The following is a 17,961-nucleotide window of genomic DNA, read 5'->3' as shown; positions in this document are numbered from 1 at the left end:
GTCCAACGCCTTCGAATAGGTGAAGTCGGTCCTCCTGGACGCCTGTCGTCCATCAACACCTGGACGGACCGTACTCGAGGCCCTGACCAGCCGACATGCCGGTCGGCTCGGAAGCCGCCGGGCTCCGGCCCGCCGGCCTCGGACACGGAGTGGCTCAGAGGCGTCGTGTCCGGCCGCGTCCGGCTGCGCTAGCGTCGCCCTCCCGAACACCGATGGGGAGGTCTCGTGCGCGCTCTCGTGTATCAGGGTCCCGGCTCCGCCGAACTGCAGGACCGGCCCGCCGCCCAACTCGTGACCGGTGATGACGTCGTGGTGGAGATCGTTGGTACGGGGGTCTGCGGGACGGACCGCAAGATCCTGCTCGGGCGGTTCCCGGCCCGTCCGGGCGTGGTGCTCGGGCACGAGTCGGTGGGTGTGGTGCGGGAGACCGGGCCGCAGGTGCGTTCGGTCGGGGTAGGGGACCGGGTGGTGGTCAACCCCACGCTGTACTGCGGGTGGTGCGTTCCGTGCCGTCGGGGCGCGACCAACTTCTGCCGTCACAAGGCCGGGACCGAGGTCGGCGTCGACCGGGACGGAACGTACGCGGAGGCCGTGACCCTGCCGGAACGTTTCGTCGAACGGATCCCCGCCGGGCTGCCCTTCCACAGCGCGGTCCTGATCGAGCCGCTCGCCTGCGTCCTGAACAACGTCGAGGCCGCCTCCGTCACCTTCGACGACACCGTGGTGGTTCTCGGCGCGGGCCCGATCGGGATGCTGACCGCACTCGTCGCCGCCCGCCAGGCACGCCGGGTCACCGTCGCCGAACCGGACGGCTACCGGTTGGAGCAGGCCCGCGAACGGTTCACGCACGTGGTGGACGTGGCCGATGCAGATCCGGCCGAAGCCGTGGTGAAGGCCTCGGGCGGCGAGCGTCCCTCCGTCGTCTTCGACACCTCCGGCACCGGCCTCGACTCGGCGCTGCGGCTGGTCGACGACGGCGGCCGGGTCGTGGTCATGGGCTTCGACGACACCTACACCGTGCCGCTGCGCCCGCTCCGGCTCACCAACCGGGGGATCCGGCTGATCGGCGCCGGGGACTACCGAGCCGACATCTTCCCGGTCGCCGTGGACCTGGCCGCCGAGCTGGGCGACCCACGACGACCCGGCGTCGGTGCCGTACCGGTCCTGGAGCGGCTGGTGACGCACGAGTTTCCGCTCGAACGTCACGCAGAGGCCTTCGCCGCGCTCGGCGGTCTCGCCCAGGGCGACGGGTACGGCGCCACCGGACGGCCACCGCGCTACGACGCGCTCAAGGTCGTCATCCGCTCGCACTCCGGCCCGGTCGGCAGCGACGGCTGGCCGGTGGGCGCGTGAGCGCGCCCCGGCTCGGGTCGATCGAGTCCGGAGGGACCAAGTTCGTCTGCCTGGTCGGCTCGGCGCCCGACCGGATCGAGGCCGAGATCCGGTTCCCGACCGGCGAACCGGGCCCCACCCTGGCCCGGGCCATCGCCTTCTTCCAGGAGACGGCCGCCGCGACCGGACCGGTGGACGCGATCGGCATCGCCTCCTTCGGGCCCCTCGAACTACGCCCGGACCACGCCAAGTTCGGCCATCTCGCCGCCACCCCGAAACCCGGCTGGTCCGGGGTGGACGTCGCCGGCCCTGTCGCCGCCGCGCTCGGCGTGCCGGTGGGCATCGACACCGACGTCAACGGCGCGGCCCTCGGCGAGGGCCGCTGGGGCGCGGCGCGCGGCCTGGACACCTACGTCTACCTCACCGTCGGCACCGGCATCGGCGGCGGCGCGGTGATCGGCGGCAAGGTGGTCAGCGGCCTGGTCCACACCGAGATGGGCCACCTCGCGGTGCCCCGGATCGCGGACGACGCCTTCCCCGGCTCCTGCCCCTTCCACGGCGACTGCTGGGAGGGGCTGGCGGGCGGCGAGGCGATGGAAGCCCGCTGGGGGACCCCGGCCGAAGAACTGACCGGCGAAACCCTGCGCGAGGCGCTGCGGCTGGAAGTGGCCTACCTCGCCGCGGGGCTGCGCAACATCGTCTACACGACCGCGCCCCAGCGGATCGTGATCGGAGGCGGCGTCGCGGAACTCCCCGGGCTGTTCCCCCTGCTCCGCGCCGAACTGGCCGCGGCGCTGGCGGGATACCCCGGGCTGCCCGAGCACGCGACCGAGGAATTCGTGGTCCCGGCCCGGCTCGGCCGCCTCGCCGGACCGGCGGGCGGACTGGTCCTGGCCGCCGGGGCGGCCGCCGCCGCGCGGCAGCGGCCGTGGTCCGGCCCTGGGCCATCGGGGGGAACCGAGGCATGAGGTCAGCCCCGGGCCGGGCAGGCTGGCCGATGTGACGCGCCCCGATCCGGTGGGCCTCCTCGACCCCGCCACCCGCGCCTGGCTGACCCGGCACGCCCTGCCCGGCGCCCGGCTGCACGAGGTGAACCCGCTGCCCGGCGGGTTCACCAACGACATGGCCCTGCTCACGGCCCAGCCCGCCGACGCACCGGGAGCGGAGCGCTACGTGCTGCGCCGCTACCGGCCCAGCGGCAGTCGGGTCCCACGCAACACCTGTGCGGTGGAGGTCGCCGTCCTCGACCGGGCGGCGGCCAGTACCGTCCCGGTGACCACGGTGGTCGCGGCCGATCCGCACGGCCGGGCCACCGGTCGCCCGACCCTGCTCTACCGGTTCGTGGACGGGACCCCGCTCAGCCGGGTGCTCGCGGACGGCCCGGTGAGCGGCGAAGCGAGGGCCCTGGGCCGGGCCGTCGGCGCAGTGCTGGCGCGGATCGGCCGGGTCAGGCTGCCCCGCCCCGGCGCCTTCGGAGACTCTTCGCTGGTCCCGGCCCCGGACGCCACGGCCCCTCTGGGCGACCTGCCCGGTTTCGTCGACCGCTGTCTGGCGGCCTCGGCTGCGGACGGGCCGCTGAGCGGGGCGGATGCGGCCGCACTGCGTGACCTGGCCCGCCGGGGGCCCCGGGCACTCGCCGCCGTGGCGGGTGAACGCAGCCTGGTGCACTGCGACTTCAACCCGAAGAACGTCCTGGTCCAACGGCGCGGCGGGCAGTGGGCGGTGGCCGCCGTGCTCGACTGGGAACTCGCCTTCAGCGGCTCCCCGCTCTTCGACGTCGGGAACATGCTGCGCTTCGCCCACGAGTACCCGCCGGCCTTCACCGCGGGCTTCGTCGAGGGCTTCCGGGACGGGAACGGCCGGCTGCCCGTGGACTGGTTGCGGCTCAGCCGGACACTGGACCTCTTCGCACTCGCCGACATCCTCACCGCACCACCCGACCCGGCCTACTTCGCCCGCGCCCGCGCCGCGCTGTGCCGGTCCGCCGCCGACCGGCACTGAGTGCGGACGGACGAGCGCGCCACCGATTGTCTCCCTGCCCCATCCGGCCCGTGCGCCGCTCTCTTCCCAGGAGACGACTGCTGTTCGCGCGAACCACGGAAGCCCTGGCAATAGGCGTCCAACAAATGGCGAAGAGGTGACACAGGGCCTTCTTCTCAACATCGGGAATGCCGGTTAGTCTCCCTGGACGGAAGTGAAGATCCTCGACCAAGGGAGAATTCCGCCGTGGAGAACGGAAGTCCGGGAAATGACCTGAAGACGCTCACGCCGACCGTTCGCTGCAACGGGACGCCGCCCACACCCGCCCTGCGCGAAGGGCCGTACTACAAGCCCGACACCCCCTGCAGGACCAGCTTCCGGGGCGATGTGGCAGGAGGCGTTCCGATGCTGCTGCACGGCGCCGTGCGCACCCCCGAGGGCAAGCCGATCGGCGGCACCCTGCTCGACTTCTGGCAGGTCGGGGACACCGGGGTCTACGACGACGACGGTTTTCGGCTGCGTGGCCACCAGTTCGCCGACGCCGAGGGACGGTGGCGGCTGGAGACGGTGCTGCCTGCCGTGTACCCGGGGCGGACGCGGCACGTGCACGTGAAGGTGCAGCCGCCCGGCGGAACCGTACTGACCACGATGCTGTATTTCCCCGGAGAACGCCGAAACCATCTTGACAAATATTTCCGGCCAGAATGCCTGATGGATGTGCGGGAGACGTCCGAGGGGTGGGACGCCGCATTCACCTTCGTTCTGGACGTGTGAAATCCGGCCATCGAATCCATAGGGAACCTTCTGGTCCGCTGCCCGGAGATATCGATATCCGCCGTCCACCAAGTCTGCGGGACGGAAGTCGACAGGAGACACATGGCTGATCTCATGCGCGCCCAATGCGATACGCAGAGCGATGCCGGGAGTGATACGCGAATCGGTGCCCGGAGCGACGTCCGCGGCGATGCCCTGAGCTACGCGCAGAACCACCTGTACTACCCGGTCAGCGCGTACGAGATGGACCACGGCGAAGGCGTCCACCTGTACGACACCGACGGCAACGAGTACCTGGACTGCGCGTCCGGCACCTTCAACCTGAGCCTCGGCTACGGACACCCCGAAGTGGTCAAGGCCATGCGCGACCAGGCCGAACGGCTGGTGCACACCACCTCGACCTTCCAGACCGCCCCCGTCAACGAGCTGGTCCGGCGGCTGGTCGAGGTCACGCCGCCGAACCTGACCAAGGTGCACCTCAAGGTGTCGGGCGGCTCCACCGCCAACGAGGGCGCGGTCAAGATGGCGCAGCTCGCCACCGGCCGCCGCGACGTCGTCACCTTGTTCCGCAGCCACCACGGCCAGACCATGATGACGACGACCATGTCGGGCGAGTCCTTCCGCAAGGCCCCGTTCCCACATCTGATGCCCGGCGTGCTCCAGGTCCCCGACCCCTACTGCCTGCGTTGCTTCTACCGCCAGGCGGGCCCCGACAGCTGCGGCATGCTCTGCGTCGAGCGCATCAACGACTTCCTCGACCATGCCGGTTCCGGCAGCGTCGCCTGCGTGGTCGTCGAACCGGTCTCCGGCAGCGGCGGCAACATCGTGCCCCCCGACGGCTACCTGCCCGCGCTGCGCGCCTTGTGCGACGAACGGGGCATCGCACTCGTCTTCGACGAGATCCAGACCGGCATCGGCCGGGTCGGCCGGATGTTCGCCGCAGAGCACTACGGGGTCCGCCCCGACATCCTGACCACCGCCAAGGGCCTCGGCGGCTCCGGCGCCCAGATCGCGGCCATCGTCGCCGACGAGCGGATGTCCGGGCTCAGCGCCGACCACCACTCCTTCACCTACGGCGGCAACGTCCTCGCCGCTGCCGCCGCGGCCACCACCCTCGAGGTGATAGGCCGCCCCGGCTTCCTGGAGAACGTCCGGGAGGTCGGCGCCCACATCATGGAACGGCTGCGCGCACTGGCCGCCCTGCACCCCGCCGTCGTGGACGTGCGAGGCCTCGGCCTGATGATCGGGATCGAGATCGGCGACGACCGGGGCCGCCCACACAGCGAACGGGCCCAAGCCCTCGCCCAACGCGGGATGGACCACGGCCTGATCCTTCGCACCTCCCGCTACGGCCGGGGCAACGTGATCAAGATCCGCCCGCCGCTGATCCTCACCCGCGCCGAGGCCGATCTGCTCTGCGACAGGCTCGAAGCCCTCTTCGCCGCCGAGGCCGCCGCATGACCGGCCCCGAGCACGGCAGCGCCTCTGAGGCCGCAGCTGTGCGACAGTACGTGACCGGCCTCGCCGGTGCCGTCCGCGAGGCCGTTCTGACCGCCCGGCACCGGGCCGGCAGCCGCCTGATCCGAGGCCATTCGCCGGGCGGGGACGCCCAGTTCGGCCTCGACGAGGTCGCGGAGGCCGCCGTCTGGAAGTACGTCGTCGGTCACGACCTGCCCGTCGCCGTCTACTCCGAGGACCGCGGCCTGCAGTACCACGGCACGGACCCGGCCCACCTGCTGGTCGTCGACCCCATCGACGGCACCCGGCCTGCCGTCGCCGGCCTGGAGTCGGCCACCGTCTCGGTCGCCGTCGCCCGTATGTCGCAGCGCCCGCGCATCGCCGACGTCGAGCAAGCGCTGCTGATGGAACTGCGCACGGGTGCCTACCTCTACGGGGACCTGGCGACGCCCGGCATCACTGCGCACGGCTACGACCGCCCCGTACCGGCGTTGACCCGCACCACCGACCCCGCGCGGATGTTCTGGTCGCTGGAGTTCAACGGCCACCCGGCCCGCCTGATGACCGAGGCCTACGGCCACCTCATCGACCGCTCGGCCAACACCGGCGGGGTCTTCGTCTTCAACAGCGCCACCTGGTCCGTCTCCCGGCTGCTCACGGGCCAGCTCGACGCGTACGTGGACATCGGCAACCGGTTGCTGCGTGACGACCCGGCGCTGCTGCCCGAGTTCGAACGCGTCGGCAACGGCCGGGTCCTGCACCTGTTCCCGTACGACATCGCGGCGGCCGTCTTCCTCGCCGAGCGCGCCGGGGCAGTCATCACCGACGGCTACGGACAGCCGCTCGGCGACACCGTCCTGACCGACCTGAGCATCGACAACCAGCGGTCCTGCGTGGCCGCATCCACCCCCGAGCTGCATCGGGCCCTGCTGTCGGCCGTCCGATGGAAGGAGTGACGCCCATGCGCCCCCGGAACACCCCGCCCGCCGGATCGGCCGGCACCGCCACCGCCGACGACACCGAGTTCAGGGCCCTGCTCGACCGGCTCTCCGACAAGGCCACCGCGGACTACTACAACCCGTTCACCACATTCGACTGGCCGCCCACGATCCCCGCCGACGGGCTCTGGATGTCCCCCGAACTGCTCTCCGTCCACGGAACCGAGCTGATGGACGAACTGGGCCCCGACCGGATCCAGGCCCTGTGCCGGTGGGAGAGCATCAACTTCTACAGCCTCAACGTGCACGGGATCCGCGAACTGCTCATCGAGGTCACCCGGCGCATCCACACGCCCGGCTTCGAGCTCCCCTCCGAGTTCTTCCACCACTTCATCGGCGAGGAGAACGACCACATGTGGTTCTTCGCCACCTTCTGCCTCAAGTACGCCGACAAGATCTACCCCGACAAGTCGGTCAGACTGCCCGAGGCCCCGCGCGACCCGGACATCGAGAACTTCCTCGTCTTCGCCCGGATCCTGATCTTCGAGCAGATCGTCGACCACTACAACGTCCAGCTGGCCGCCGACCGCCGACTGCACGCGACCATCCGGCACATCAACCGGCTGCACCACCAGGACGAGTCCCGGCACATCGCCTTCGGCCGCCGCCTGGTGCAACTGCTGTGGGAGCGGCTCCTCGACAGCGGCCTGGACGAGGCGACCCGGCTCGAACTGCGCAGCTATCTCGGCCGCTACATCACCACCAGCATGGAGTCCTTCTACAACCCGGCCGTCTACCGGGACGCGGGCCTCGCGAACGGCTTCGCGCTGCGCCGGCGACTGCTCGCCCACCCCGCCCGGCAGGCCGCCCACGCCAAGGCCCTGCACAAGACCACCGACTTCCTCCACCGGATCGGGGTGTTCGATGCCCGTCACTGACCCCACGGCCACCGGGACCACCTGGTCGGTCCGGGACGGACTCGCCACCCTCGACGAACCCGCCGTTCTGCTGAGGGACGCACTCGACGCGGTGTTCACCCGCTGGGGCACCGAGGCCGGAGCCCGGCAGCGGAGCTACCCGCCGCTGCTGCGAGCCGAAGACCTGCGGTCCCTCGACTACTTCCGCAACTTCCCGCACCTGGGCAGCCCGGTCACCCGGATCCGCCCCGACCGGCTGGCCGCCCTCGCCGCGGCTCCGCCCGGGGCCACCACCGCACTGCCTGCCGCCGATCTGGCCGACGCCACCCACGTGCTGCCCTCCGCTGCCTGCTACGGCTGCTTCCTGCACCTCACCGGCACCAGCGCCGACAACACCGTCCTGATCACCACCGTCGCGCAATGCTTCCGCAACGAGGACCACCAGGACGGGCTGCGCAGGCTCTGGGGTTTCACCATGAGGGAAATCGTGTGCGTCGGCTCCGCCGAAGCCGTACGAACCACCTTCACCGGCACCAGGAGCGGATCCTCGCCTTCGGCGCGGCCCTCGGCCTCACCCTGGACCGGCAGCCCGCCACCGACCCGTTCTTCGAGAAGGACGGCGCCCGCACCGTCATGCAGCTGCTCGCCCCCGTCAAGGACGAGTACCTGCACACCGACGGCACCGCCATCGCGTCCACCAACCACCACCGCAACTTCTTCGGCGAGCGTCGCGCCATCAGCCACGCGGGCCGCCCGGCCTTCACCGGCTGCGTCGCCTTCGGCCTGGAACGCTGGGTGCACGTCCTGGGCGACCTCTTCGAAGGGGACCTGGCCGCCGCGCACCGCGCGGTACGGCAGACGGGGGAACGCTCGTGACCCGGCTGTCCACCCGGCTCGGCCTCGAACTGCCCCTCCTCCAAGCCGGGATGGGCGCCGTCGCCGGCCCCGCCCTGTGCGCCGAGGTGTCCCGGGCCGGAGCGGGCGGGACCCTCGCGCTGTACAAGGAAGCACCCGCACGGGCCGCCCGGCTGGTCCGGGAAGTGGCGGCCGCCACCGGCCGCCCGTTCGGGGTGAACGTGGTCCCCGAGGTCACCGGGCCGGCCGGCTGCCTGGACCAGCTCCGGGCCGTCCTGCCCGAACTGCCCCGGGGCGGCTTCGTCACCTCGTTCGGGCTGCCCGACGCCGACGCGGCCCAGGCCGTGCGGGCAGCCGGACACCCACTGGTGGTCCAGGTCGGCACCCTCGAGGACGCCGACACGGCCCTTGGGCAGGGCGCGGCGGTCCTGGTCCTCCAGGGCACCGAAGCCGGCGGCCACCTGCTCGGCCGACTGCCCGCGGACGTCCTCCTGGCCGCCGTCCGGGCCCGCCACCCGCACGCGGTGCTGGCCGTCGCGGGCGGGATCGCCACCGGAGAGGACCTCGCGGAGGCCGTGGCGCGCGGCGCGGACGGGGCCATGGCCGGCACCCTGTTCGTCCCGGCCGCAGAATCCACCGCGCACCCGGAGTTCAAACGCCGGGTGGTCGAGGCCGTGGCCGACGACACCCTCATCACCTCCCTCTTCGACATCGGCTGGCCGAACCGCCCGCACCGCGTCCTGCGCAATGCCCTCACCAGCGCCTCGGACCGCGCCCCGGCCACCTTCATCGCCACCACCCGGGTGGACGGCCGGGAGCACCCGGTACCGCGCTACGGCGCGGCGGCTCCGAGCGAGGCCACCACCGGCCACATCGAGCAGATGGCCATGTACTGCGGTCGGTCCTGCACCCGCGTCACCGCCCTGCACCCGGCCGCCGTCACCGTTGCCCGGGTGCGCCTGGAGTACGAGAGCGCACGCCGGCCCCCGACGGACTCCCGCCAGCCGCACCGGATCCAGGAGAGGTGACCATGGATGACGTGACCAAGCCGGTCGTGGACTGGCTGCGCGAACGCAACCCCACCGTCGAGGAGATCCCGGAGGACCTCGACCTGATCGAGAACCGGCTGATCGACTCGCTCGGCTTCATGGAGTTCATCCTGCTGCTGGAGGACCTGATCGGCCGGGAGCTGCAGCTCGACCAGATCGACGTGAACCAGTTCCGCACCCTTCGGTCCCTCACGGACCACTTCCTGAAGGGGTGAGCCGCCCATGGCACAGTCCCCGCCGCCGTACGGACCCGGCCGGGTCACCTCCCTGCACCTCGCCGCGCGCACCGGGGAGCCCACCTTCCGCGTTGCAGAGGCCCGCGCAGTGACCGGCCGCGGGCTGGCGGGAGACCGCAACTACTGGGCGGGCGAGGGCCCCAGGCCCCGGCGCCGGGGCACCGGCCGGGCGTCCGGGGTCTGCGACGTCACCCTCATCGAGGCCGAGGCGCTCGAGGCCCTGGCCCGCGAACACGGCATCACGCTCACCCCCGCCGAATGCCGACGCAACCTCGTCTGCCGCGAGATCCGGCTCAACCCTCTGGTGGACCAGGAGTTCCGGATCGGCGTGGTGGTCCTGCGCGGACTCAAACTCAGCGAACCCTGCGCCCGTCTCGAACAGCTGGTCCGCCCCGGCCTGATCCGCGGCCTGCTGCACCGCGGCGGCCTGCGGGCCGAAGTGGTCCGCGGCGGGACGATCCGAGTGGGCGACCGGATCCTCCCGCTGCCGCACGACGCGCGGCAGCTCGCGCCCCCCGTTACGTCCGACCTTCCCTGAGGACGGCACGGATGCCCGCCACCACCAGTGCATCCCCTGGCCGGAAACGGGCCGCAAGCGTCCATGTCAATCCGCGGATCGGAACGGTTTGCCCGCGCGCCGCGCGGAATGCGGCCTTCCGCCCCGTGGCCCAGCAGACAGGAGGACAGCATGGCGATCGAAGGCGCCGCCCCCGGGCGGCAGAGCGGCAAGGCACCGGAGTTCGGCGCGGACGCTCCGTCGTCCAAGGCCGTCGAGAACGCGGAACGGGTGGGCGCGGAGCTCGCCGCGGCGGGGGCGGCCGTCTCCGTCCGACTGCTGGAGTGGGGCTTCGCCCTCCGCCTCGACCAGCTCGCCGCCGACCGCCTCGCACGCCCCAACAGCACCGGGCCCGACAGCGGCTTCCCCCGCCTGGTGGAGGAAGTGGTCGCCGGCTCACTGCCCGAGGCCCTCGCCAAAACCGTCGGCGCGGGGCTGGCCGGACGCGCCGGACAGATCGGGGCGGCCGCTCGGGGTGCCGGGTGCGAGCTGGTCTCGCCATGGGCCGCGCCCACCCTCCTCGCCCCCGTGGCCCTCAACGCGCCGCCGCGCGAGACCGGCCTGTGGTTCAGCGTGTTCGAACCGGGCGAAGGCTGGGGAGCCGACGTTCAGTTCACGGCGCGCTACGCCTCCGAAACACCGGCCCTGGCCGTCTTCCGCGATGACCTGTACTGCGTCTACCAGGGCCGGGGCGACAACCCCGACCTGTGGTGGACCGCCCACCGCGCGGACGGCAGCTGGTCCGGGGACCAGCCGTTCCCCGGTCACCACACCCTGGGCAGCCCGGCCCTGGCCGTGTACCGGGACCGCCTGTACTGCGCGCACCGCGGCGGCTCGGGCGATTGGGGCATGGCGCTGACCTCGTACGACGGTGATGCCTGGACGCCGGATCGGCCGGTCCCGGACGCCGAGAGCGTCTACGGCCCGGCGCTGACCGTCTTCCGCGACGCACTCCACCTCGCCTACGCCGACGCCGCCCAGCGGATCATGGTCACCACCAGCAGGGACGGCCGCAGCTGGACAACCCCCGAACCCGTCCCCGGCTGCGCCACCACGAGGTCCCCGGCGCTCGCCGTGTACGACGGCGACCTGCACCTGCTGTACGGCAACCCCAAGGACGGGGCGATCCACTGGACCAGGCTGCGCGGCACCGCCTGGACCTCCGAGGGCGCGCTGCCCGGCCACCGCACCCGGAGCAACATCGGCCTCGCCGTCTTCGACGGCAAGCTGATGTGCGTCCACCGGGACCCCGCCCGCCAGCAGCTGTGGTGGTCCGCCTTCGACGGAGCAGGGTGGAGCACGGACACCGCGATGCCGGGGCACAGCAGCAAGTACGGTCCGGCGCTGGCCGTGCACCGGGACCGGACCGGAACCCGCGACCAACTCCTCTGCGTCCACCGGGGCCACGGCCAGCGCTTCGTCACCGCGACCGGGGAGCTGCTGACCGACGAGGACCCGGCGGGGCTGCACGAACTCGACGATCCGGCCTCCGCCGCCGATTAAGAGCACCTGACAGAAAGCCTGGTCGTAGCCACATCGCCACATCCCCGTTCTGGCTGAGTCGGCAGTGCTGCGGGAGGCGCTCGGGCCCGAGCTGTACGAGGCCGTACTGGCCGTCCGCCGACGGTATGGGCCGGCTACTCCTCGGGCTCCCAGGCGATCAGCTGCTCGGCCGTGCCCGTGGCCGAAGCGGAGGCGGGCGCGGCGTCGTCCGTGAGGGGTGCGGGCCAGGCGCCGGTGCCGTCCGGCGCGAGGAGCCAGGAGCGGCCCTCGGTGGCGTGGTAGCGGATGGTGGCGGGCTCGTGCGGCACCTCCGCGGCGTCCTCGGCCGGCGGAGCCTCGGCGGGGCCCGCGGCGACGATCGCGGCCCACCAGCGCTGGCCCGTACCCAGGTGGTGCACCAGATCGAACAACGTCCGCTCGGGGCAGGACGGCACCGGCGCGTCAAGGCCGGGCGCGGCGGCAACCGCACTCCGGAACGCGGCCGACCGCTCGTCGATCAGTTGCAGCAGGGCGGAAAACTCAAGACTCTCGGATATGGGGCTTTCCCCTGAGTTCCACGGGCGGCCACCACGTGCCTCGCGTCCTGGAGCGCGCCGGGCCGCCTCACACGCGGCCTCCGCGCCACGGGATTCCGCTCGGTCGGCGGCCGGACAGGGGCCCTGCGCCGCGCGCTGCGTCGGCGGCCGTACCAGAACGCACCGGCCCGGAGGACGGCCGCGCGGGTCCGCGCGGGGGTCAGCCCGGCCAGGTGCCCGTCACGCGACGTGTGGCCACGGCACCCGAGCGGTCGACAGCGGCCTTGACCACGGCGAAGATCGCGCCCTGGATGGCGGCGGCGATCAGGATCTGCGTCCAGGAGCGGTCTTCGTCCGTGGCGCTGGGAGCATCGCCTTCCCCTTCGACGATCTTCCAGACCTGCTTGAACGCCGCCCCCGCGATCATGCCGCTGACCGCACCCAGGGCAAGGCCCACCGGCTTGTACGCGACCTCGGACGCTTTCATCGGCTTCGGCGGCCGCGCCGCACCAACAGAAGGACGATCAGAGCGGCGCCGCCGGCCACGAGCAGCGGCTTGCGGTTGGCCCGTGCCACGCTCGCGGCCCGGCCCGCCTTGTCCAGAACCGGCTCGGGCGTCGTGTCCTTGACCAGCTGCGCCACATGCAGGGTCTTCGTACGGATCCGGTCGGCGACCACGCCGGCCGTTGCGGCGGCCTGTTCCTTCACGGCGGCCGCCTTCTCTCGTGCCTGTGCCGTGATATCGGCCTTGTCCGCCAGCGCCTCGATGGTCTGACCGAGTCCGTCGCGGGTGCGCTCGACCTGCTCGCGCAGTTCGTCGGGGGTGGGTGTGCCGATAGCGGTTCGGGGTTCGTTCGTCATCGGAACGTTTTCTCCTTGATCGCGGCCGGGTCGGCCCTGACGCTGTCGATTGTCTGCTCCGGAAACGGATGCGCCGGCCTCGGGGACCCCTCTTGCGATGCGCACGCCGTTCTCATAGCGCGCCTACCCGGTAAACGCACGAGCACCCACGCCACGAACAGATCCTTCTGCGCAGGCGGCACGGTTGATCGCCCCAGGCACGGGTCCGCGCGGCCGGACATAGAGTTCGGCGCCCTCGGGCGGCCCTCCGGCTATCGCAGCGCTGGGCGTGCACGGGGCCTGGGACCGGTTCTCCGCCGCCCTCTGATCCGTGCCTGCCCCGGCCCCGCGCCCGGGCCGCGCCGGGGCCGGGTCCACCCGACAGGCTGGGAAAACGTCGGCGTTCGGCGTAGGGAAGGTCGTCCGTACGAGGCATCCCGCCCGGCCGACAGTGTCACCACCACCCCACCGGGTACACGCGTCAGGGCGGTCGGCCACGCCCCCGACGGACGATCGAAGGAGACCTGGTGGACGGGATCGTGCTGCTCAAGGAAGACCACAAGACGGTCGAGAAGCTGTTCAAGCAGTTCGAGAAGGCCGGCGACAACGCGTACGCCACGAAGCGGAGGATCGCCGACCAGGTGATCGAGGAACTCACCACGCACACCTGGATCGAGGAGAAGATCTTCTACCCCGCCGCCCGCGAGGCCGACCCCGAGACCAAGGACCACGTCCTGGAAAGCATCGAGGAGCACCACGTCGTGCTGTGGATGCTCTCCGAACTCAAGGGTCTCGACGCGAGCGACGAGCGGTTCGACGCCAAGATGACGGTCCTCATGGAAAACGTCCGCCACCACGTCGAGGAGGAGGAGAAGGAGTGGTTCCCCGGAGTCCGCAAGGCCATGGGCCGCAACCGCCTCACCGAACTCGGCGAGCAGATGGAAGCGGCGAAGAAGACCGCCCCGCCCGATCCCTTGGCCGTCCCCAGCGCATGACCTCTCCAGCCGTCCGGAGGGCCGGGATCCGAGGGCATGGACATGCCCGCGCGAGCGCCCCGGCGGGAGGCTGGTCGTTCGGGTGCCAGTGGGGACCGGGGCGGGATCGCGGCGTGACACCGGGTAGGCGTCGAGTATGAACGCACACACCCTCGATGCCTCGGCCGTGACCGGGCGGACCTCAGTACTCGACACTGCCTCGACCCGGTGGCTGACCGCGCTGGACCGGCTCGAACGGACCACGGTCGCCGATCCGGCGATCCGGGTGCTCCAGCGGGGCATCCGCGCACTCCCCTTGGGCGGGTTGCGTGATCTGCTGCGTGGCAGGCCGCTCGGTCACCCCCTGCATCCCGTCCTGGTGCAGGTACCCATCGGGTGCTGGCTCTCGTCCGCCGTGCTGGACGTCGTACCCGCGACGCAGCGGGCGAGCACGACCCTCACCGCCGTCGGACTGGCCGGGATCGCCCCGGCAGCGGTGGCCGGCTGGGTGGACTGGGCGGACCTGCCTCCCGAACAGGCCCGGGTCGGCCTGGCCCACGCGGCCTCGAACGCGGCCGCGGTGGCCTGCTACGCCATGTCCCTGACGTCGCGGCTGCGCGGCCGCCCGGCGAAGGGCCGGCTGTGGTCCCTCGGCGGGCTGGCCGCCGTCGCCGTCACCGGCGCCCTGGGCGGGCACGTGGCCCATCGCCGGGCGGTCGGAGGGTACCCGGCAACATGAGCGACACCGGCGGGCTCCCCTCCCTCCGGACTCGGCCCTCGTTTCAGGAGGCGGGCGGCGTGGCGGTGTGGTCCGGATGGCCGTGGGTGCGGCGGATCGTCTTGAGGCGGGCCTCCAGGAGGTGCTCACGCCCGCCGGCCAGCTCGTCGACGATGTCGCCTTCCATCGCGGTGAAGGGCCGGTGATAGGTGGAGTCGTAGGCCTCGATGATCTGGAACGTCCAGTGTCCCGGGATGACGTTGCGGCCCACGATGTCGCGCTCGAGGCGTGCGGCCTGCTCCTCGTGGCCCGCCTCGCGCAAGAGCCGGACGGCGTCGCCGAGCTCGAAGTCAGCGGTCCCGGTCAGCTGGTGGAATCCGTAGAGGTGCCCGCGGGCCCGCTCCGTGGTCTCCAGAGCCTTCGAGAGCGCACCCAGGGCGCGCAGTGTCTTCTCGTCGACGCCCTCGGGCACCCGGTTCTCCGGGTCCATCTCGCGATTGCTGTCCATGGTGATCTTCTGCCCTCAAGGGGCCTTCCCGAGCCGCCGATTGAGCCGTACGGAGCAAGGCATCCTCACGACCCGGGCACCACATGGCGGGTGCCGTCCCGGTCCTGCCTTCGATCCGGGTGCGTGAAGCGGTGAAAGCGGGGCAGGCGAAGTCCAGGCGGAACGCAGCACATCCGCCGAGCACGGCGTACGGAACAAGGAGGATCGGCGGAGAAGCACTTCCCCGCCGTCCCCCGTTGACCGGAGGAGTTGTTTTCGCGTGACTGAACATGTGTGGAGTTACCAGCCGACCGCGGGCCACCTGGCCGGTACGGACCTGACCGGCTACAAGGTCGAGGCGACCGACGGGAACATCGGCAAGGTCGACAAGCACTCCGACGAGGTCGGTGACGCCTACCTGGTCGTGGACACCGGCGTATGGATCTTCGGCAAGGAGGTCCTGCTGCCGGCGAGCACGGTCGTCAAGGTCGACCCGGAGGATCGGAAGGTCTTCGTCGACCGCACCAAGGAACAGATCAAGAGCGCGCCCGAGTTCCACCGGGACAAGCACCTCGGCGACGCCGGCTACCGGGAGGAGCTGGGTACGTACTACGGCACCGGAGGCCCCTTCGGCGGTCGCCCCGCCTGACCCCGGCGTCCCGGAGCCGAGCGAGCCCGCACCCCCGGCCGGGGGTGCGGGCTCGCCGCGTCCCGGGGGTTCAGCGCCTCCATCGGCAGGGAGGAACCGCCCCCTCGCCGATGCGCCGTCGCCTCGCGCGCCGACGGCTACACGCGACGCAGCGACCTGCGGCCGGTGCGGCGATCACCGCCCGGCGAGCAGCGCTGCGGCGGCCGGCAGCTCCTGCGCGGCACGGGTGATGAAGCGGCGGGTGCGCTCCGGGTTCAGGGCCTGGGTCTGAAGGCGGTCGAACATGGCGCTGTAGTGCCGCACGTCGGATCGTTTCTCCAGGTAGAGGTCGCTGGTGAACCGCTCCAGGTACACCGTCCCCGTGGCGGTGTCCGGGAAGTCGAGGATGGAGAACTGTCCAGAGACTCCCGGATGGGCTCCCGCGCTGTGCGGGAGGACCTGCACGGTGATGTGCGGCTGCTCGCCGAGGCGGTTCAGGTACTCGAGCTGTTCGCGCATGATCTCGGGGCTGCCCACCAGGCGGCGCAGGGCTGATTCGTCCAGCACGACCCCTAAGCGGAAAGGCCGGGCCGGGTGGTGGGCGCGGGACTGACGCCGCAGCCGCACCTCGAGGCGCACCGCGATCTGTTCCTCCGTGGCCAGAGGGATCGTTTCCGCGGTGATCGCTGCCGCATAGGCGGGTGTCTGCAGCAGGCCGGGGATCACCAGGGGTTCGTAGGAGCGGACAGAAGCGGCTGCCGTCTCCAGGCCGATGTAGACGGCGTACGGGACTTCCCCGCAGGCGACCCACCAGCCCTGCCGGTTCGCTTCCCTGGCCATCTCCATCAACGAGTCGATGACCTGCTGGTCCGTGACCCCGTAGAGGCCGCACAGGTCCCGCACATCGCGCGGGCTGATCCCTCGGCGGCCGGTCTCCAAGTGGCTGACCTTGGGCTGGGAGATCAACAGGTGCTCAGCCACCTGCGTGCTGGTCAGACCGCGGGCCAGACGGAGCCGGCGCAGCTCCGCACCCAGCCGGCGTCGTCGGACGGTCGGGTTTCCGTTCACCGCCACGGGCGGTCTACCTCCGGCTCGGGACTGTCTACCAGCCACAGAAATCTCCGCGGCCGGGCCCGGGTGAACGCATGCGCCGCGGAATGATGATCAACAGGCCCCGCTGTCGAGTGTCACGTGGCGCGAGCGCAACCGCGTGCACAGCCCGAGCAGAGTTCACCCGAATGCCACGACCCCACCACCTATCCGCCGGAAACGACCGCTTATCTGCCAAGTCCCGTGCGTGGGGACGTCGCCAGGGGTCTGGCGGTCGTGCGGCGCACGCGGGAGAAGAGCTCGTCCTTGCCGTATGACGTTGCGGGGTGTCCGGGCTGGTGCGGGCGGGCTTTGCGGGGCAGGCTGAAAAGTACAACGCCTGTCGGCGCAACGTTGCGGGAAAGGGGCGCTCGGGATGATCGGGATCGCGGATATCCGGGAGTGGCGTACCCACGACGTCGTCGATGCCGCAGGCCGCAGGATCGGCGTGCTGGAGGCGGTCTACGTGGACACCAGCACCGACGAGCCGGCCATGGCCACCGTCCTGGTCGGGCTGCCCACCCGCCGCCACCTGGTCTTCGTCCCGCTGGTCGGCGCGGTCGTAGGGCCCGGCTACGTCAAGGTCGACTATGACAGGTCGCTGGTGAAGAAGTGCCCGGCGATCGGGACGGACGACGTCCTGCCCGCCGAGGACGAGGCGGCGGTCTTCGCACACTACGACCTGCCCTATCAGCCCGGCGTGAACGGCGAGCGGCAGCTCGCCCGCCGCTGACCGGCCCTTCGAGGAGGTGTCCTACGTCATGACGCTCTTCCTGATTCTCGTCATCGTGGCGATCGTGCTGGGCCTCATCGGCGCCGTCGCCGAAGGGCTGTCCTATCTGCTGATCATCGGCATCGTCGTATTCATCGGCGCCCTGGTGTACCTGGTCCTGCACATCCGGCGTTCCGGTCGGCGCCACCGCACGCTCCGCTGAGACCCCTCCGGGGCTTCGGGTACCGGCCTGCCGGGCAGCGGCGGGGGGGGGACGACGGTCTTCGCCTCCCGCTCGACGTACGGGGTGAGGGCCTGGATGCTGCGTCGGGCGGTGCGCGAGCCGGGCCATCCGGTGTGGCCGGAGATGAAAAGCGGACGGAAGTCACCTGCGGATGAA

22 protein-coding genes are annotated in these 17,961 nt (G+C 71.6%); 17 read left to right on the top strand and 5 right to left on the bottom strand.

What is annotated here, in order from left to right:
• Nucleotides 1-225 precede the first annotated feature (225 nt).
• From JYK04_RS36470 to JYK04_RS36415, 12 genes are all read left to right on the top strand, one after another.
• Nucleotides 226-1,353, top strand: a complete 1,128-nt coding sequence (locus JYK04_RS36470) for a zinc-dependent alcohol dehydrogenase (RefSeq protein ID WP_189747613.1) — start codon at nucleotides 226-228, stop codon at nucleotides 1,351-1,353.
• On the top strand, nucleotides 1,350-2,300 hold the full coding sequence (locus tag JYK04_RS36465; RefSeq protein WP_189747615.1) for an ROK family protein: 951 nt from the start codon (nucleotides 1,350-1,352) through the stop codon (nucleotides 2,298-2,300). Before JYK04_RS36470 ends, JYK04_RS36465 begins: the two co-directional genes overlap by 4 nt.
• A gap of 31 nt (nucleotides 2,301-2,331) precedes the next feature.
• Complete coding sequence (locus tag JYK04_RS36460) at nucleotides 2,332-3,333, top strand: phosphotransferase (RefSeq protein ID WP_189747617.1); 1,002 nt, start codon at nucleotides 2,332-2,334, stop codon at nucleotides 3,331-3,333.
• Between the two features lie 225 nt (nucleotides 3,334-3,558).
• Nucleotides 3,559-4,086 (top strand): dioxygenase family protein, encoded by a 528-nt coding sequence (locus JYK04_RS36455; RefSeq protein WP_189747619.1) that lies wholly within the window; start codon nucleotides 3,559-3,561, stop codon nucleotides 4,084-4,086.
• Between the two features lie 102 nt (nucleotides 4,087-4,188).
• Complete coding sequence (locus JYK04_RS36450; protein ID WP_229876914.1) at nucleotides 4,189-5,547, top strand: aspartate aminotransferase family protein; 1,359 nt, start codon at nucleotides 4,189-4,191, stop codon at nucleotides 5,545-5,547.
• 38 nt (nucleotides 5,548-5,585) lie between these two features.
• A complete protein-coding gene (locus JYK04_RS36445) occupies nucleotides 5,586-6,500 on the top strand; it encodes an inositol monophosphatase family protein (protein WP_229876915.1) in 915 nt (304 codons plus the stop codon).
• 5 nt (nucleotides 6,501-6,505) lie between these two features.
• Nucleotides 6,506-7,420, top strand: a complete 915-nt coding sequence (locus tag JYK04_RS36440) for a diiron oxygenase (RefSeq protein WP_189747622.1) — start codon at nucleotides 6,506-6,508, stop codon at nucleotides 7,418-7,420.
• 468 nt (nucleotides 7,421-7,888) lie between these two features.
• Nucleotides 7,889-8,275 (top strand): class-II aminoacyl-tRNA synthetase family protein, encoded by a 387-nt coding sequence (locus JYK04_RS36435; protein ID WP_189747624.1) that lies wholly within the window; start codon nucleotides 7,889-7,891, stop codon nucleotides 8,273-8,275.
• Entirely contained in the window at nucleotides 8,272-9,282 is a 1,011-nt protein-coding gene (locus tag JYK04_RS36430) for an NAD(P)H-dependent flavin oxidoreductase (protein WP_189747626.1), read from the top strand. The genes JYK04_RS36435 and JYK04_RS36430 overlap by 4 nt, the downstream gene beginning before the upstream one ends.
• 2 nt (nucleotides 9,283-9,284) lie before the next feature.
• Nucleotides 9,285-9,518 carry an acyl carrier protein gene (locus tag JYK04_RS36425; protein WP_189747628.1) on the top strand — a complete coding sequence of 78 codons (234 nt, stop codon included), beginning with the start codon at nucleotides 9,285-9,287 and terminating at the stop codon, nucleotides 9,516-9,518.
• A gap of 7 nt (nucleotides 9,519-9,525) precedes the next feature.
• Complete coding sequence (locus JYK04_RS36420) at nucleotides 9,526-10,077, top strand: MOSC domain-containing protein (protein WP_189747629.1); 552 nt, start codon at nucleotides 9,526-9,528, stop codon at nucleotides 10,075-10,077.
• A 150-nt stretch (nucleotides 10,078-10,227) separates the two neighbouring features.
• On the top strand, nucleotides 10,228-11,598 hold the full coding sequence (locus tag JYK04_RS36415; protein ID WP_189747631.1) for a sialidase/neuraminidase family protein: 1,371 nt from the start codon (nucleotides 10,228-10,230) through the stop codon (nucleotides 11,596-11,598).
• A 134-nt stretch (nucleotides 11,599-11,732) separates the two neighbouring features.
• Here the strand turns inward: JYK04_RS36415 and JYK04_RS36410 are convergent, their stop codons facing one another.
• The 3 genes from JYK04_RS36410 to JYK04_RS36400 all read right to left on the bottom strand — a co-directional run bounded on the left by JYK04_RS36410 (nucleotide 11,733) and on the right by JYK04_RS36400 (nucleotide 12,974).
• Nucleotides 11,733-12,095 (bottom strand): maleylpyruvate isomerase N-terminal domain-containing protein, encoded by a 363-nt coding sequence (locus tag JYK04_RS36410; protein ID WP_373317567.1) that lies wholly within the window; start codon nucleotides 12,093-12,095, stop codon nucleotides 11,733-11,735.
• Nucleotides 12,096-12,333: 238 nt separating this feature from the next.
• Nucleotides 12,334-12,600 carry a DUF4235 domain-containing protein gene (locus tag JYK04_RS36405; protein ID WP_189747633.1) on the bottom strand — a complete coding sequence of 89 codons (267 nt, stop codon included), beginning with the start codon at nucleotides 12,598-12,600 and terminating at the stop codon, nucleotides 12,334-12,336.
• Nucleotides 12,597-12,974: a DUF3618 domain-containing protein gene (locus JYK04_RS36400; protein ID WP_189747635.1), complete on the bottom strand. Its 378-nt coding sequence runs from the start codon at nucleotides 12,972-12,974 to the stop codon at nucleotides 12,597-12,599. Before JYK04_RS36400 ends, JYK04_RS36405 begins: the two co-directional genes overlap by 4 nt.
• A 506-nt stretch (nucleotides 12,975-13,480) precedes the next feature.
• Here JYK04_RS36400 and JYK04_RS36395 point away from each other — a divergent pair.
• Nucleotides 13,481-13,948: a hemerythrin domain-containing protein gene (locus JYK04_RS36395; RefSeq protein ID WP_189747637.1), complete on the top strand. Its 468-nt coding sequence runs from the start codon at nucleotides 13,481-13,483 to the stop codon at nucleotides 13,946-13,948.
• A 136-nt stretch (nucleotides 13,949-14,084) separates the two neighbouring features.
• Complete coding sequence (locus JYK04_RS36390) at nucleotides 14,085-14,666, top strand: DUF2231 domain-containing protein (protein WP_189747639.1); 582 nt, start codon at nucleotides 14,085-14,087, stop codon at nucleotides 14,664-14,666.
• A 43-nt stretch (nucleotides 14,667-14,709) separates the two neighbouring features.
• Here JYK04_RS36390 and JYK04_RS36385 read toward each other — a convergent pair whose 3' ends face one another.
• A complete protein-coding gene (locus JYK04_RS36385; protein WP_189747640.1) occupies nucleotides 14,710-15,153 on the bottom strand; it encodes a hypothetical protein in 444 nt (147 codons plus the stop codon).
• Nucleotides 15,154-15,412: 259 nt separating this feature from the next.
• On the opposite strand from JYK04_RS36385, the gene JYK04_RS36380 reads away from it, so the two are divergent.
• Entirely contained in the window at nucleotides 15,413-15,781 is a 369-nt protein-coding gene (locus JYK04_RS36380) for a PRC-barrel domain-containing protein (RefSeq protein WP_189747642.1), read from the top strand.
• Between the two features lie 174 nt (nucleotides 15,782-15,955).
• On the opposite strand, the gene JYK04_RS36375 is transcribed toward JYK04_RS36380, so the two are convergent.
• A complete protein-coding gene (locus JYK04_RS36375; protein WP_189747644.1) occupies nucleotides 15,956-16,834 on the bottom strand; it encodes a helix-turn-helix domain-containing protein in 879 nt (292 codons plus the stop codon).
• Nucleotides 16,835-17,225: 391 nt separating this feature from the next.
• On the opposite strand from JYK04_RS36375, the gene JYK04_RS36370 reads away from it, so the two are divergent.
• Both JYK04_RS36370 and JYK04_RS36365 read left to right on the top strand, forming a co-directional pair.
• The gene (locus JYK04_RS36370) at nucleotides 17,226-17,582 is read left to right on the top strand and encodes a PRC-barrel domain-containing protein (RefSeq protein WP_189747646.1); all 357 of its coding nucleotides are present in this window, start codon (nucleotides 17,226-17,228) and stop codon (nucleotides 17,580-17,582) included.
• 28 nt (nucleotides 17,583-17,610) lie between these two features.
• Nucleotides 17,611-17,784 carry a hypothetical protein gene (locus JYK04_RS36365; RefSeq protein WP_189747648.1) on the top strand — a complete coding sequence of 58 codons (174 nt, stop codon included), beginning with the start codon at nucleotides 17,611-17,613 and terminating at the stop codon, nucleotides 17,782-17,784.
• The last annotated feature ends 177 nt before the right edge of the window (nucleotides 17,785-17,961 follow it).

The sequence above is a fragment of the Streptomyces nojiriensis genome (genome assembly GCF_017639205.1).
In the GTDB taxonomy this organism is placed as follows: domain Bacteria; phylum Actinomycetota; class Actinomycetes; order Streptomycetales; family Streptomycetaceae; genus Streptomyces; species Streptomyces nojiriensis.
Note: the sequence above shows the minus strand (reverse complement) of the source record. Positions and strands in the feature narration are given on the sequence as shown.

Bases quoted from the DNA above. Each gene is read 5' to 3' on its own strand.
- JYK04_RS36450 (WP_229876914.1), top strand. From the start codon at position 4,189: ATGGCTGATCTCATGCGCGCCCAATGCGATACGCAGAGCGATGCCGGG.
- JYK04_RS36440 (WP_189747622.1), top strand. From the start codon at position 6,506: ATGCGCCCCCGGAACACCCCGCCCGCCGGATCGGCCGGCACCGCCACC.
- JYK04_RS36425 (WP_189747628.1), top strand. From the start codon at position 9,285: ATGGATGACGTGACCAAGCCGGTCGTGGACTGGCTGCGCGAACGCAAC.
- JYK04_RS36420 (WP_189747629.1), top strand. From the start codon at position 9,526: ATGGCACAGTCCCCGCCGCCGTACGGACCCGGCCGGGTCACCTCCCTG.
- JYK04_RS36415 (WP_189747631.1), top strand. From the start codon at position 10,228: ATGGCGATCGAAGGCGCCGCCCCCGGGCGGCAGAGCGGCAAGGCACCG.
- JYK04_RS36405 (WP_189747633.1), bottom strand. From the start codon at position 12,600: ATGAAAGCGTCCGAGGTCGCGTACAAGCCGGTGGGCCTTGCCCTGGGT.
- JYK04_RS36400 (WP_189747635.1), bottom strand. From the start codon at position 12,974: ATGACGAACGAACCCCGAACCGCTATCGGCACACCCACCCCCGACGAA.
- JYK04_RS36390 (WP_189747639.1), top strand. From the start codon at position 14,085: ATGAACGCACACACCCTCGATGCCTCGGCCGTGACCGGGCGGACCTCA.
- JYK04_RS36385 (WP_189747640.1), bottom strand. From the start codon at position 15,153: ATGGACAGCAATCGCGAGATGGACCCGGAGAACCGGGTGCCCGAGGGC.
- JYK04_RS36370 (WP_189747646.1), top strand. From the start codon at position 17,226: ATGATCGGGATCGCGGATATCCGGGAGTGGCGTACCCACGACGTCGTC.
- JYK04_RS36365 (WP_189747648.1), top strand. From the start codon at position 17,611: ATGACGCTCTTCCTGATTCTCGTCATCGTGGCGATCGTGCTGGGCCTC.